The organism is Psychromonas arctica (assembly GCF_036697365.1).
Lineage (GTDB): Bacteria > Pseudomonadota > Gammaproteobacteria > Enterobacterales > Psychromonadaceae > Psychromonas > Psychromonas arctica_A.
This window is the reverse complement of record NZ_JBAHZA010000004.1, coordinates 146,979-161,010: the sequence shown is the minus strand read 5'-3', so window position 1 is coordinate 161,010 and position 14,032 is coordinate 146,979. Positions and strand designations below refer to the sequence as shown.

The 14,032-nt window shown below is 35.6% G+C and carries 14 protein-coding genes and 1 pseudogene; 9 read left to right on the top strand and 6 right to left on the bottom strand.

Annotated elements, in window-relative coordinates:
* Window positions 1–144: 144 nt before the first annotated feature.
* The 3 genes from V5290_RS06180 to V5290_RS06170 all read right to left on the bottom strand — a co-directional run bounded on the left by V5290_RS06180 (window position 145) and on the right by V5290_RS06170 (window position 1,523).
* Entirely contained in the window at window positions 145–738 is a 594-nt protein-coding gene (locus tag V5290_RS06180) for a YagK/YfjJ domain-containing protein (RefSeq protein WP_333382917.1), read from the bottom strand.
* A gap of 183 nt (window positions 739–921) precedes the next feature.
* A complete protein-coding gene (locus V5290_RS06175) occupies window positions 922–1,116 on the bottom strand; it encodes a helix-turn-helix transcriptional regulator (protein ID WP_333382915.1) in 195 nt (64 codons plus the stop codon).
* A 176-nt stretch (window positions 1,117–1,292) separates the two neighbouring features.
* On the bottom strand, window positions 1,293–1,523 hold the full coding sequence (locus V5290_RS06170) for a hypothetical protein (RefSeq protein WP_333382913.1): 231 nt from the start codon (window positions 1,521–1,523) through the stop codon (window positions 1,293–1,295).
* A 433-nt stretch (window positions 1,524–1,956) separates the two neighbouring features.
* On the opposite strand from V5290_RS06170, the gene V5290_RS06165 reads away from it, so the two are divergent.
* From V5290_RS06165 to V5290_RS06155, 3 genes are all read left to right on the top strand, one after another.
* Complete coding sequence (locus V5290_RS06165) at window positions 1,957–2,271, top strand: hypothetical protein (protein WP_333382911.1); 315 nt, start codon at window positions 1,957–1,959, stop codon at window positions 2,269–2,271.
* Window positions 2,272–2,274: 3 nt separating this feature from the next.
* Window positions 2,275–3,717 (top strand): DUF4041 domain-containing protein, encoded by a 1,443-nt coding sequence (locus tag V5290_RS06160; RefSeq protein ID WP_333382909.1) that lies wholly within the window; start codon window positions 2,275–2,277, stop codon window positions 3,715–3,717.
* A 730-nt stretch (window positions 3,718–4,447) separates the two neighbouring features.
* Window positions 4,448–5,020: a PEP-CTERM sorting domain-containing protein gene (locus V5290_RS06155; protein WP_333382907.1), complete on the top strand. Its 573-nt coding sequence runs from the start codon at window positions 4,448–4,450 to the stop codon at window positions 5,018–5,020.
* Window positions 5,021–5,210: 190 nt separating this feature from the next.
* Here V5290_RS06155 and V5290_RS06150 read toward each other — a convergent pair whose 3' ends face one another.
* Window positions 5,211–5,603: a hypothetical protein gene (locus V5290_RS06150; protein WP_333382905.1), complete on the bottom strand. Its 393-nt coding sequence runs from the start codon at window positions 5,601–5,603 to the stop codon at window positions 5,211–5,213.
* Between the two features lie 919 nt (window positions 5,604–6,522).
* Between V5290_RS06150 and V5290_RS06145 the strand changes: the two genes are divergently transcribed.
* The 3 genes from V5290_RS06145 to V5290_RS06135 all read left to right on the top strand — a co-directional run bounded on the left by V5290_RS06145 (window position 6,523) and on the right by V5290_RS06135 (window position 9,606).
* Complete coding sequence (locus V5290_RS06145; protein ID WP_333382904.1) at window positions 6,523–7,506, top strand: TRAP transporter substrate-binding protein; 984 nt, start codon at window positions 6,523–6,525, stop codon at window positions 7,504–7,506.
* Between the two features lie 235 nt (window positions 7,507–7,741).
* Window positions 7,742–9,031: a TRAP transporter large permease gene (locus V5290_RS06140; RefSeq protein ID WP_333382902.1), complete on the top strand. Its 1,290-nt coding sequence runs from the start codon at window positions 7,742–7,744 to the stop codon at window positions 9,029–9,031.
* Window positions 9,031–9,606 (top strand): TRAP transporter small permease, encoded by a 576-nt coding sequence (locus tag V5290_RS06135; protein ID WP_333382900.1) that lies wholly within the window; start codon window positions 9,031–9,033, stop codon window positions 9,604–9,606. The genes V5290_RS06140 and V5290_RS06135 overlap by 1 nt, the downstream gene beginning before the upstream one ends.
* A gap of 56 nt (window positions 9,607–9,662) precedes the next feature.
* Here the strand turns inward: V5290_RS06135 and V5290_RS06130 are convergent, their stop codons facing one another.
* Together V5290_RS06130 and V5290_RS06125 are read right to left on the bottom strand one after the other, a co-directional pair.
* Complete coding sequence (locus tag V5290_RS06130; protein WP_333382899.1) at window positions 9,663–10,292, bottom strand: YitT family protein; 630 nt, start codon at window positions 10,290–10,292, stop codon at window positions 9,663–9,665.
* Between the two features lie 313 nt (window positions 10,293–10,605).
* Complete coding sequence (locus tag V5290_RS06125; RefSeq protein WP_333382897.1) at window positions 10,606–11,067, bottom strand: Lrp/AsnC family transcriptional regulator; 462 nt, start codon at window positions 11,065–11,067, stop codon at window positions 10,606–10,608.
* 280 nt (window positions 11,068–11,347) lie between these two features.
* On the opposite strand from V5290_RS06125, the pseudogene V5290_RS06120 reads away from it, so the two are divergent.
* The 3 genes and pseudogenes from V5290_RS06120 to V5290_RS06110 all read left to right on the top strand — a co-directional run.
* Window positions 11,348–11,821: pseudogene (locus V5290_RS06120) on the top strand (zinc-binding dehydrogenase); the annotation flags it as partial.
* A gap of 479 nt (window positions 11,822–12,300) precedes the next feature.
* Window positions 12,301–13,119: a cache domain-containing protein gene (locus V5290_RS06115; RefSeq protein WP_333382895.1), complete on the top strand. Its 819-nt coding sequence runs from the start codon at window positions 12,301–12,303 to the stop codon at window positions 13,117–13,119.
* Complete coding sequence (locus V5290_RS06110; RefSeq protein WP_333383145.1) at window positions 13,083–14,000, top strand: methyl-accepting chemotaxis protein; 918 nt, start codon at window positions 13,083–13,085, stop codon at window positions 13,998–14,000. The genes V5290_RS06115 and V5290_RS06110 overlap by 37 nt, the downstream gene beginning before the upstream one ends.
* The last annotated feature ends 32 nt before the right edge of the window (window positions 14,001–14,032 follow it).

Here is a 14,032-nt window from a genome sequence, read left to right as displayed (position 1 = left end):
CTAATTGTTTTTTATACTTATAACTTTTTGGTGTGGTTGGATTTTGATCTTTTTTTTCAGTTATGTAGTGATCATTATTAATGGCAACTGGTCACTGCTCAATTGAAAACAACTCTATTTTTGAGCCTCGATAACGCTATAAAGTCATGTCAGTTTCGCTTTGATTTGGCTGGTTCCGTAGTCATTCGCTTTTGCTGTATTCTTTCCTTTTGATTTAACTTTTGCTTGGTAAGATATTCGATAAATTGCTTTCTCTTTTGTATTGTCATCTACCGACTTCATTTCTCTATGTATTATGTAATAGCAGTGCTTTGGGGTAAATAAATGGCCTCCATTTGTTATTTCGTTCCACATTCTTTTAATTGTATTGAGGAGTTTATGAGGGTATTTTATTTTCGCACCATCCAACATTAATGCCATATGGTAATGTTGTGTTAGTGCTCTGTATTGTTCTCTACACCATGAGTAGCCGAATCTTTCTGTCTTGTAATACTGTTTAATATAGAAGCGTAATTTACTCAGTAAGACCCTCATATATTTGTTATCCAATGTAAATACTTTTACTCGTAAATCAAAGACTACGATAAAGACGCGTTTATACCAAGTTAAAGAGTTTTCAATTTGAGTTATTATCTTGCCCATCTGCTTAGTAAATATCGGTTTTCCTTTTCCAGCATTAACACTGAATAACTTTTTATTATTTTTAAAAATAGGGCTTTCACTTTTATATTTGGACATATTAATTAACTTATAATTCCTAGATATTATTAACCCCAGCAATTTAGAAGCGTGTAAGCCTTGTGCTGTATGGGTTCAGCGGTAGTTAAAGGCTAACAGAATAGGGTAGAAGCCTTGCAAATGTATTCGTAAGGCTTCATTACCATTCACTTTCGGTCATTTATCATCAATAACTGAGTAGTATTAAGTTATTGTCGTGGACTTCAACGCTAACCAGTTATCTACTGACTCTTTTGTCCAAGCACATGCTCTGCCGTTATCTAATAATATTGGCGCAGGAAAAAATCCTTGAATTTTCCACCAACGATATAATGTGCTCTCTGAACGATTAATCAGTTTAGTGACTTCTTTGGTTGATAATAGAACTTTACTATTCATGTTAATTAGTACCTTCTTTTGGGCTTAATTTCTTAAGCACTGCTAGCTTTATTAAAATCTTCAATTTGGTCTTAATATGCTTAAAATTACGTTTATTTACGCCTTGTTTACGCCAACATTTTCCTTAGCTACTGTAAACAAGGGCTTCGTGTAGGATTTTTTATCCGTTATTTGATTTATCCTGTTAATTTCCCCGCTAGCCATAGGCCAAATAATGGCAAGCAAACATACCCACGTTTACCCACTTGCTTGTAACAAGTAGATAAACCTTTGTGCTGTTCTCTTTGCCAAAACAAACGCTTTAATTGTGTTTGTGTAAATTGAGGGAAAACCTCTGAAACCTTAGTCATAGGTTGCCAGTTGTTGAGGTTCGTTACGTGTACATTAAATTGTTCTAAGTCAGTCATAGTTTTGTTTCTCCACACTGCAGTTGTTTGCAGTTCGGAAGTGACTATAAATTCTATAAAACAGAGTGATAGAGCGGTTTACGCTGATTTTTTGTGATTTATGTCTCTTTTTGTATTTTTGATTCAAGATTTTATTCATCTTTCTGCATCCGTTATAAAGATAAGAAAGGGAATTAACTTATGAATTTATAAAGTTGTAGAGATCAGGTGGATGATTGAATAAGTCGTATAGAAGGGCATTGAAGTTTTAGGCCTTATAACTGTTTCGTAATGATGGTGTTTTTAACTCAAAACACTATGTTGGTGTAGTTAATTGTCTTTCGTGCTCATTGTGATTTATAAATCTAAATTATTTTTTGTAAATAAAAAGTCAAGGAGTATGATCATGTTATTATCACTAGTTGAGTATTGGTTAATTTAAAGGAGGTAAACATTGGCTAGACGAGGTAGTGGCTTAAGAGCAGTTGTAAAGGTTGCTAAAGCAATAGATCGTGCAAACAAGCAAGCCGTTCGTGACGCCCAGCGTAGGGAGAAATCTCGCCAACGGGCTCAAGCGCAAGCTGTTAGAGAACATCAGAAATCTGTACGTGAAGCTGAACGAGAATTAAAGAAGCATGTGAAGTTACAAAAGTCAGCAACAAAGCAAGCTTTTAAAGATGCGCTTATAAGTGCAAATGAAGAATACCTAGAACGTTGTGAAGATCGTGCAGCTCTTAGAAAGCAATTTATACAAGAGGTTTTAAGATAAACAATGAATAATAATATACTGATATTTGTAGGTATTGCTCTTGTAGCGATTTTGCTCACCTACATATTTACAAAACGAGCAGCAGACAAAAAAGTTGATAAATATAAGTCTCTAGATGAAGCTCTAACAAAAGCGAAGGAAGAGCTTGAAGTACTGACAAAAACACATGAATCAGTAAAAGAATCTACACAAATTGCTAAACAAGAACTCTCTACTATTAATACTGAGACCGCTGAACTACAGGCTTTAAAGCTGCAAGATGAAGCACTTCAACTGAGTATTCAAGAGCAGAAAGAAACTTTTGAAATTATTAAGCTTAATCTAGATGAACTGAATAGTAATATTAATAAGGGTGAACTTGATCTCAATGAACTTATGGGAGACATAGATCTCTATTCTCGACTTGATGAATACACTGCTCATGGTCATTTTGAGATGCCAAAATATCTATACGAGACATCTATTCGATATGCTGAAGAAATTAAAGACATCAGACAGCAACAGAAAGACATGATCAAAGATAAGAGTGCGATCACCTTCCCTGAATCAACAGTTATTTCTAACGATAAAGCATTCAATAAGAAAATTCTTAACGGGCAAATTAAGCTAATGCTCACAGCATTTAATATTGAATGTGACATGTTGATTGGTAAATTGTCTCCTAGCTCATTCGGCCGAACGTTAGAGCGAATAGAGAAGTTAGCTAATACCCTAGAGAAATCAGCAGCGACCCTTGAATGTGGCTTTGATATTGCCTACATCGAACTTAAATTCGAAGAATGTAAACTTCAGTATCATTATACACTTAAGAAACAAGAAGAGCTTACAGAACAGAAGTTGATCAAAGAACAGATTAAAGAAGAGCAACGAGCAATAAAAGAGTTTCAAAAAGCAATAGCTGATGCAGAGAAAGAAGAAAAAATGTTCCGAAACCTTCTGGATAAAGCACATGAAGAACTAGCTAAAGCGAGTATTCAAGAGCGCAGTGAAATGGAACTGAAAATAGCTCTTCTAGAGCAGCAGTTAGTTGAAGCTAAAACTAAAGAGGAACGCGCTAAGAGTATGGCTGAACAAACTCGTAAAGGTCATGTTTATGTAATAAGTAATATCGGTTCATTTGGTGAAAATGTTTACAAGATCGGTTTAACACGTAGGTTAGAGCCTATGGATAGGGTCAAAGAGCTTGGTGATGCTAGCGTACCATTTCCATTTGATGTGCATGCTATGATTTATACAGAAGATGCACCGGCACTGGAAACGGCACTACATCGAGAATTCAGTTCTCAGAGAGTTAATGCAGTAAACCTTCGTAAAGAGTTCTTTAGTGTTGACTTAGACGATATCAAGGAAGCTGTTGAAAAAATTGCTGGTATAGAAGCCGAATTCAAGATGACGGCATTAGCTGCAGATTATTATGAAAGCTTGAGGTTAAGTGAAGCAGCTTAAAAGTTAGAAGGAGCACTGAAATTAAAAATGCCAAACTCAGTGCTCTTAATTTTTATCCAAAGAGCTTTCTTTGCACTTTATATTAACTTGTTCAACATATTTAAAACGAAAGTGAGTATCGTATTTATTTTCAATTCCATTATTTTTTTGGCGTAAATTTGGCGTAAACCCTCTTAAACTCGAATAAACTGTAAACAACCGAAATCAATTGAAACAAGGAGTTAACTACTCTACACTGCCATAATAAATTGAATTATCAGGATTCAAAATCCGTTTCCGAGAGGAGTGACGGTTCAAGTCCGTCCTCGGGCACCATATTCTCAATAAAGCCTCAACAATAGTTGGGGCTTTATTGTATCTGCACTATAAGCCTTCTGCTTTTAAAAGTGCATCTATCCAATTATTAGTTTTTGTTGATATGTAATTTAAGCGGATAAAGATTATCAAAAGATAATATCCACTAATTTATTATCTGAATATCAATAGGTGGGAGTACCTGCCAAAGTATTTAGCATCAAGCTTAGGCACTATTTAGAGATATCTTTACGATTAAAATCAGTGTTTTTTTTATCAAAATATCATAACTTTAATCTGTCGGGTTTTTTAACACTTTTATCTTTTAAAAATGAAAATACAATAAAAAATTACTTTAAAACAACAGTTTAAAATTTTGGCATGTTTAGTGCATTATTAGTTGTAAAATGTCTATTCATAATATTAAGGAAACAATATGAATTTATTAAAATCAACGCTAACAGCTGTACTTCTATTATCAAGTACCTATGTTTCAGCAATTGCTTTTTACTCAAGTGTAGATGATGTATCTGACAGTACTAGCCCTACAACTACATATACAGATGATGATGAAAACTGGATTGATCCAACAGGTACTGCGTTAGATGGTGCAACATGGATTCAACCAAGTGATGCATGGGAAGTGGATGGTAGTAGTTTCTCATATTACGAAGTAGATTTAGCAGGTGTTGATGATTATAACTTAACATCATTATTTGTTTCATATGATGATAATTTAATTGTTTCTATTGGTGATACGGTTATTTTTAACTCTAAAGATACTGATATTGAAAAAGCGTGGAAAAGTGTTTACGACATTTACGACAGCTCATTCTCATCATTGTTAATCACTGCTGACAGTAAACTTACTTTTGCTGTGGATAATGAAAAAAATGATGCTACGGGTGTAATTTGGAGTGGTACTGCTTCTGTTCCAGAGCCAAGCATGCTGTTCGTACTAGGCTTTGCACTTATTGCTTTTGCTTACAGACGTAAAACAAACGTATAAACTCAATATTGCATTCGCTATATTGATTGACGGCTCTCCTTTGGCAGAGCCGTTTTTTATTTGTATTGCTTTAATTCTTTTATCTCCTTTGTAATTTATTTTTATATTAACAGCCTCATATAATAACTTATCAGAAATAAATCCAATGCTTTTCCTTTATTGATAACAGCCATGGATTCTTTAATTATTCCTAATTAATTACTCTCCCTTGCTCATTAAATTTAATCACTCGTGGTTTATAATTGGGGTTCAGGTTAAATCGTGCTTCAATACTTGCTTGTATTTCTCCCCCGCATGAATGTTCTATTCCCATTGGTTCAGGTGGCACATCAGCAATCGAAAAATAATGATCCATGTAAGTTGTAAAAGGTTTTAATTTTCTTATTTGGTGAGAAGCACATGATAGACATATAGGTTTAAACGTAGAACTATTAAAATAGTTAACTTTCGCCTGCATCGCTTTTTCTTCTTGGGCTATTACTTTCTGTTGGTCATTTACCTGTTTTTTCTTTTCTTTAGAAAAGCGATAAAATAATGCGCTTTTTAAGTGTTTGATCTCATCAATTGCTTCCTCTCGCTTCATAGTCGTATACATTTCAAGATAGGGGAAAGCGCCTTGTACAATAGTGTCACACTTATCACACCAAGCGCTTTTAGTTTGTGGTTCTCTTTCTGGTAGGCCAACATATTGATAAGAAGCCCAACTCTCATAACCTGTAAAGTTACAATCAGAGCACGAATAAGAAACAGGGGAGTAAGAGATAATGACCTACCTTTTAATTCAAATAAAAAATAATTAAATCATATTCTTAAGTCATATCCACAACAAGTGAAATAAGTAGGATAACTTTTGTTAAAACCTTATTTGATTTACACAGGTTGGTAGCAACTTTATTTAAACTGGGTATTTAATTTTAGAGTAAACATTTAATTTTTCTTAATCCAATATTTATCTACTTTAGATCTTTACTGAGCGCTTACTCACTTTATCGTATAAAAATCAAACAAAAAGTGAGAGCGGGCTTTGAGTTTTTAGGGCCTTTTTTTTGTTATATTATTGTAATACAAAGTGTCATTTAAGGTTGTTTAAATAACCTTTAAAGATCAAACAAATAAATTGTATTCATATTTTATTTACCCGTGATTTTAATTAATTTTTTGTTTTCAAAACTTGAGTCATTTGCTAATAGTAGCTAAGTCTAGCCACTAAATTTAGTGGCTAAACTATCGTTTTAACTTTATTAATATTTTTAGATTTATCTGTTTCGTAAGTTATTTGTACATGGAATTCGGCAATCATTTTTTAGTGAATACTACCTTCTAATTTAAAAGTCTTGGTATTCATTGATGTTTATCGCTTTTGATCAGTTTTTACTGGAACGCGGTAATCGCTAGGTACGAAGTTCTACTTTTTGAACAAAGAAATAGGGCTGTATAGAGAATGTTTTAACGATATAAACATTCAGATAATGGAAGATAACTGATTATATTAGGAGTTAATTATGCGTTTTAATTTTAAAAAAAGTTTGGCTTCAGCATTGTGCTTAGCGTGGGTATCTACTACCTATGCGGCAGTTGAGTTTAAACTCGGTCATTTTGGTGCCGAAAGCCATCCTTCACACATTGCGGCGATGCAATTTGCAAAGCAGGTTGAGGCTCGCACAAATGGTGAAGTTGAAGTTGAAATCTATCCTAATAATGCTTTAGGGAGTCCTCCAGAAGTACTTGAACAAGTAATAATGGGGGTTGTTGATATGAGCCTATCAGGACAGGATCAACTGGCAAAACATGTTCCATTATTTGATACAGTGAGTATCCCTTTTTCATTAACCAATGCAGAACATGCTGATCGAGTTTTAGACGGTCCTTTTAAAGATTGGGCTACACCTGAGTTAGATAAAATAGGTTTAGTTTATTTATCTAGTTGGGATTGGGGGTTTCGTCAACTGACTAATTCTGTGCGTCCTATCTTATCACCTGCAGATGTTAAAGGGTTAAAGATTAGAACACCACCTGCAATGACCTATCAAGCTGCAATGCAAGCAATTGGCGCAAATGTACAAACTATTTCGTTCAGTGAATTGGTGATGGCTATGCGCCAAGGTGTGGTTGATGGCCAGGAAAATCCAATTGGTGTGATTTATAGTTTAAAACTGTATGAATCTCAAAAATACATTTCAATCCTTAATTACTTATATAGCTCAATGGTTCATGTGGTTTCTAAAGACGCTTGGGACCGTTTGAATGATGAGCAGCGTAAAATTGTCCGTGAAGAGTCTGATTCAGCTCGTTTGTTAATGCGTAAGTTAATGAGAGAGGAGGAGTTAAAACAGATTGAAGATATGCGCGCTAAAGGTATCGTGATTGATGAACCTGATCTTGGACCTTTCCAAGCAATGATGGGGCCTGCTTATGAACAAATTAAAAAGAAAGTAGGGGCTGCTAATTTCGATAAATGGATTGAGATGACTAAGTCTCTTAAATAACTAGCATTGCTTGTACAAACTATCTATTTCGCCTGACTTGTTATTAGAGTATAGGTGAAATATTTTAACCTTACTAATGTATCAAGAAGCCGTTTATTTATAGATTGCAATCAATCTGTTATTGAAAACTCTATATTAAAAATGACTCGCTTTATTAGTGCTAATTATCTTCATTGAATGATGGGAGCACTATATCTTTATTAATACATTAGAAATCACCAACAGGTAATCCTCTATGTTGACCTTAGCTATATTCGGGCTTTTAATTTTCTTACTGTTGATCAACGTTCCAGTGGTGGTGGCCATTGGTTTAACATCGGTCATTTTTTTTGTTGGCCTTGGTGACGCACGACTATTAGCCATGTTACCTCATCGCATGTATTACGGCACAACGGGCTTTACATTATTAGCGATTCCATTTTTTATTCTAGCTGGAAATTTGATGAATACAGGTGGTATTACCGATCGTATTTTTCGTTTTGCACAAACCATGGTTGGCCATATATCTGGTGGTATCGGGCAAGTTAATATTGTTGCTAGTGTTATATTTTCTGGCATGTCGGGTTCTGCTGTAGCGGATGCGGCTGGGTTAGGGCAAATAGAGCATAAAGCCATGGTTGATCAAGGCTATGATCCTGCGGACTCGGCAACTCTGGTAGCCGCCTCTTCAGTTATTGGCCCTGTTATTCCTCCTAGTATTCCCTTTGTTTTATACGGTTCAATTACCAGTGTATCCGTGGCTCGTTTATTCTTAGCAGGTTTTATACCCGGTGTATTAATGGCAGTCGGAATGATGGTTGCTTTAGGCATTTTGGCAAAACGTAAAAATTATCCCTGTGCTGACAATAAAGCTACATTTAGAGAGCGCTTATCATCTTTTAATGGTGCTTTTTGGCCATTGATGGCACCAGTTATAATTGTTGGTGGCATTATGAGCGGTTTTTTTACTCCTACTGAAGCATCCGTTGTGGTTTGTGTATATGCAGCGCTATTAGGCTTTTATTACCGAGATTTAAAGCTAGCAGCATTGCCTGGCATTATTTACAAGTCTATTACGCAATCTGTTAGTTTGTTATTTATTATTGCATCAGCTAATTTTTTCGGTTGGTTGATTATCCATCAAAAAATTCCTGATAGTGTTATTGAAACCTTAGTTGGTTTCGGGGCAACACAATCGATCGTTATGTGGATTGTAATAGGCATAGTACTTACCATGGGGTTATTTTTAGAAGGTAATGCCATTTTTTTAATTACATTACCGCTGTTTATGCCGATTGCCACTATGTTTGATATTGACTTAGTTAACTTCGGTGTCGTGATGGTATTGTTGATTATGATTGGCAATTTAACGCCACCTGTAGGTATGTGTCTATTTGCAGTCGATAGTTTTGCAAAAGTAGGTATGCAAGCGTTAGCTAAGAGGGTGTGGCCGTATTTATTAATGATATTCATCATTACAGTCTTGATTGCTTTTGTGCCGAGTATTTCTTTATTTTTACCTAACCTTATTATGGGAGAAATGTAATGGTGTGTTTATTGAAAAGCATTGATATTTGGGTTCAAAGAATACTTCGATATATTGCTATTACCATGTTTTCAATTCTTGCTCTTTTGTTGATTGCGAATATTTCATTACGTTTAATTAACGACTTAATTCAATTTCTATCTGCGCATGGGTGGGAGGGGACTGCAAACTTTATCCAGAGTGTTATTACCATTAACTCTTTTTATTGGTTTGATGAGATCATTGAATTGAGTTTTGCTGCATTGGTATTTTATGGTGCGGCAGGTTTATGGTGTGCCAAGTTACATTTTTCTGTAGGGGACTGGATAACGCCACGTATTAGTAATGTACGATTACAGAATTTGTATAAGTTATTGATTTTACTTATTTCTGCTATTTTTATGGCTATCTTATTTTGGTACTCATTGAAGTTAACCTTAAGGACAAATCAAGTGACAACTGCCTTTCAGATTAAGCAATGGGTCCTCTATTCCTGTGTGCCGATCTCTTCGTTGATCATGTTGATCTACTCAATCGTCGATGTCATTGTTGCCACTAAACACTTACTTCAGGGGGGACAGACTGTACAAAGCTAATGTTTTCTGGTCAATATTCACAAAACTGATCAATTCAATGAGTATGGTTATCCTTATTACACCGTATATCTATCCTTGCGGTGGTTAAGTGCAATGATTAAATTCAATACAACTCCACAGAAAATAGATAGAACTAATTGATATACAGAGACAATAGATAAAGAAATTAACATGATTGTTAGGTCTGCCCCCATTAATAGCCAACCAGCTTTGATTGCAAACTTGTCTTGTAAATAGAGAGCGAGAATATTAAAACCACCTAAACTGGCTTTATGGCGAAATAATACGATAAAGCCCACACCAAAAATAAAGCCACCAAAAATAGCTGCATAGATAGGGTTAAGTGCTCCAATGCTAATAAATTGGTCATGCAAAGAGCTGAATACTGAAACTAATAACACAGCAACAAAAGTTTTTAATGTAAACATTTTACCCATACGATGTAGTGCAAGATAATAAAAGGGCAGGTTAATAAAAAAGAACACCACACCAAAATTAATATCAAGTTTGTAATGAAGTAACAGCGACAATCCAGCGGTTCCGCCTGTTAGTAATCCCGCATGTTTTAAAAATAAAACTCCAAATGATACCAAACTAGTTCCAATTAAAATCGCCATTGCATCTTCAAACCACCGATGTTTTGTTGTTACTTCCTGTATGTTATCTACTAGCCCAGTATCTGACATGCTTTATAGCCCTAATTTTTTTTGCGTTAGTTGTGCATTCTTTATATCATGATGATTAAATTGTGCAATATTTTGTTTTATTTTGTTTTTATTGTGCGCTTTTGGTGCGTTTTTGTCTGTTTTGGTGCGCGGTTTTTGTATCGGGTTTTATGACTATGACAGGTGTGTTTTGGTGATAGGAGAAGAAAATTTTTAAAGGCTATAGGTGACAATAGAGCACTCTTTTGAATACGCCAAGTTGAAGGCTATTTTGCAGATCATATTTCTCTGATTACACTTTTATAATCAAGCTCTTAAGATTGAACTGGCTATACTAGCCTGCAGTTTTAATACCACTCTCTTTGATTCGTTCAAGTACGATGGACGTTTTGATATGTGAAATAAGTTTAGTTTGAAATATGCGAGAAAGTAACGCATTCAAACTGTCTAAATCAGAAACCACCACTTTAAGCGAATAATCTGCATCACCTGTGGTTTTATAGGCATCTATTATGCTCGGCTCATTAACAACAAATTGATGAAAATCTTGTGCATTTTCATTCTCATGATTAATTAGCTTAACTTCTACCATAGCCTGCATCTCTTGTTTTAATGCTTTCGGTGCGAGGCGAGCGTGATAGCCTAAAATCAGTTGTTGCTGCTCTAAACTAATACGGCGACGTGAACATTGTGATGGAGATAAACCAACTAAGTCACTGAGCTCTTGGTTAGTGAGGCGTCCATTTTCCTGTAACAAGGTTAATATCTTTACATCATACTCATCAATATTGGACATTCTTGCGCCTCTCATTAAAGTTAAGGGCACTGAGTCTAACAAAGAAAATATCAACTGGCTTTAAGAATAGTCTAGTACCTTATTAATATAGTCATTTTAGGGATCAATTGAATCTGTAATCTGTTTAATCGATTTCGTTTACTCTTTGTAATAAGGGTTCCAGGTTAAGCGTGCATAAATTCTATCTGCTTGTGAATAACCCGAAGCAGCAAACCACACTTCAGCGCTATTTTTACAAGATTCATCGCTAGTTCTTCTGTATGGTCTGTATTAATAAACTGTCGGTTCGGCGGCGGTGCAATTAGCTAAAGCACGTGGTGCTTATGTTATTGCTATTACTAGTCCAAGTAAAAATCAACAACTATTAAATCTAGGTGCAGATCAGGTATTGTCGAGAGATGCTGATATCGTAGAGGCATTGGCTGAAAATAGTGTAGATGTGGTAGTGGGCTTGGTGGCTGGTGATATGTGGCCACAATTTTTAACCTTATTAAAACCCAAAGGACACTATGCCGTTTCGGGAGCAATTGGTGGGACGCAGGTGGGGTTAGATGTTCGCACATTGTATCTTAAAGATTTAAGCTTCTTTGGCTGTATTGTACTTGAGCCAGAGGTTTTTCAAAACTTAATACGCTGCATTGAACAAGGTAAAATTAAACCTGTTATTGCGCAAAATTTTCCAATGCAATCTATCGCCACTGCGCAGGAAGTCTTTTTGGCCAAACTGCATGTTGGTAAAATTGTGCTAACCATTGCCGATGTTTCATCCTTTGTAAATTCCCCCTCAATTAATGATTGGTGGTCGTTCATTTTGCTCGATGGATTATCACTAATCAACTCACTCTGATGCAGATTTTCTTTTTTCATCATCCGCACCCTAAAGCGATGACTTTCATATAAATGATAAAAATAAGTTAAGTTAAGTTAAGTTATTTATCTTTCGGCCGATACGTTTTATGTCTAGGTTTTAATGTTGTGTTTCTACCAACAAATACAAGACACAAATAATGGGTATTCAGTTATTTATCTACTAATAATTAATAAAGGTCATGTATGAAAGTATCAGGGAAAGTCATACTTGTTTCATCAATAGTATTAGCGCTCACCATCACTATTTTATCTTGGTTTCAATATCAAAGTGTAAAAAGCACAATTTAAAGCCATTCGAGCAGTGCTATTAAAGAATCCAGTGATGCATTAGCACAACAAATTACTAACTGGTTAACAGGCAAGTTGGAGCTAATTGATAGTACGGCACAAATAGTAGATGGTGACTTTAGCAATCAGCGAATTCAAGATGCTTTTGATGTTCAAGTATTAAAAGATAACTTTTTATTAGTTTTTGGTGGGTTAGAGACAAATGGAAAGCCAATTAGTAATGATTCTTCATGGAACCCTGATGGGTGGGATGCAAGAAGTCGTCCTTGGTACAGTTTAGCAAAGCGTGCCAATAAAGCAGTTATTACTGAACCTTACATAGACTTCACAACCAATGAAATACTCATTTCAGTGGTTGCAAACTTAAATTACCAAGGTCAATTTAAAGGAGCATTTGGTGGTGATTTAAGCTTGAAAACCGTATCAGATGCATTAAATACATTAAACTTTAACGAGGCTGGTTATGCCTTTTTGATGGCTAAAAATGGCAATATTATTAGTCATCCTGAAACAGATCATAATGGCAAAAACTACAGTGAATTATTTGCTGGGCAATCTTTATCATTCACTAAAGATATTCAGGAAGTGGAAGTAAATGGTAAATCAACCTGGGTGAGCTTCACACCATTAAATGGATTACGTGGTGTCGACTGGTATGTTGGTGTGGTTGTTGATGCTGATATCGTGATGGCGGAAGCGGATCATATTGGTGTTAGCTCATTTATTGGTGCATTAATCAGCTTAGTCATTGGTATTTTAGTGTTCAGTTACGCCATGAAGTTTATCTTAAAACCGATCGCTTTACTGACTCAATCATTAGTCGCTATTAATAGCGGTAATGGTGATTTAAGTAAACGCTGCCAATCATTTCACGTGATGAGTTTTCCGAAGTAGCGAGACAGTTTAACCAATTTGTAGATAATCTTCAGGGTATTATTATCAATGTAAAAGCATTAGCTGAAGATACAGGCACTAGCGCTAATGTAGTGACTGAAAAGTCGGGTAAAGCATCACGTGAGCTGCAATTACAACTTTCTGAACTAGATCAACTTGCCACCGCAATGAATGAGATGGCTTCTAGTTCTACTGAAGTAGCAAATAATGCACAAATAGCAGCGCAATCTGCAAGTACCGCAGACCAAGAAACACAGAATGGTGTGATGGTGGTATCTAATACAACTGAATCCATTAATGAACTTGCACAGCACCTAGAAATTGCCGTTGAATCCGTGGTTGAATTAACTCACTTTAGTAATAATATCGAGTCAATATTATCCGTTATTACTGAAATTGCAGATCAAACTAACTTATTAGCATTAAATGCTGCCATTGAAGCGGCAAGAGCCGGTGAGTCTGGTCGAGGGTTTGCTGTGGTGGCCGATGAAGTACGTTCATTAGCATCACGTACGCAAGAATCTACCAGTGAAATAAAATCGACCATCGAACAATTACAAACAGGTGTCCATAAAGCCGAAAGTAAAATTAAAGAGAGTAGAGAAGCTGCAACAATGACTTCAAAAGAAGCGGCTAAAGCCAACGAATCCTTAGAGGTTATACGCAATGCGATTGTTGAAATCACCGATATGAATATCCAGATCGCATCCGCTGCAGAAGAGCAGTCAGCGACTGCAGAAGAGATAAATCGAAATACCACTAATATTCGAGATATCAGTCAGGATGTTGCTGAAGGTGCACATGAGCAAGCAAAACAAGCTGAGCTAATGCATAAGCAGGTACAGGAACAATCAGCACAGCTCAATAAATTTAAAGTGTAATTTTGCTCCTTACGCTCGTTACATAAAATGGT

Coding starts and splice junctions, on each gene's coding strand:
- V5290_RS06135 (WP_333382900.1), top strand. CDS start 9,031: ATGGTGTGTTTATTGAAAAGCATTGATATTTGGGTTCAAAGAATACTT.
- V5290_RS06145 (WP_333382904.1), top strand. CDS start 6,523: ATGCGTTTTAATTTTAAAAAAAGTTTGGCTTCAGCATTGTGCTTAGCG.
- V5290_RS06150 (WP_333382905.1), bottom strand. CDS start 5,603: ATGAAGCGAGAGGAAGCAATTGATGAGATCAAACACTTAAAAAGCGCA.
- V5290_RS06175 (WP_333382915.1), bottom strand. CDS start 1,116: ATGAATAGTAAAGTTCTATTATCAACCAAAGAAGTCACTAAACTGATT.
- V5290_RS06125 (WP_333382897.1), bottom strand. CDS start 11,067: ATGTCCAATATTGATGAGTATGATGTAAAGATATTAACCTTGTTACAG.
- V5290_RS06140 (WP_333382902.1), top strand. CDS start 7,742: ATGTTGACCTTAGCTATATTCGGGCTTTTAATTTTCTTACTGTTGATC.
- V5290_RS06180 (WP_333382917.1), bottom strand. CDS start 738: ATGTCCAAATATAAAAGTGAAAGCCCTATTTTTAAAAATAATAAAAAG.
- V5290_RS06130 (WP_333382899.1), bottom strand. CDS start 10,292: ATGTCAGATACTGGGCTAGTAGATAACATACAGGAAGTAACAACAAAA.
- V5290_RS06160 (WP_333382909.1), top strand. CDS start 2,275: ATGAATAATAATATACTGATATTTGTAGGTATTGCTCTTGTAGCGATT.
- V5290_RS06155 (WP_333382907.1), top strand. CDS start 4,448: ATGAATTTATTAAAATCAACGCTAACAGCTGTACTTCTATTATCAAGT.
- V5290_RS06170 (WP_333382913.1), bottom strand. CDS start 1,523: ATGACTGACTTAGAACAATTTAATGTACACGTAACGAACCTCAACAAC.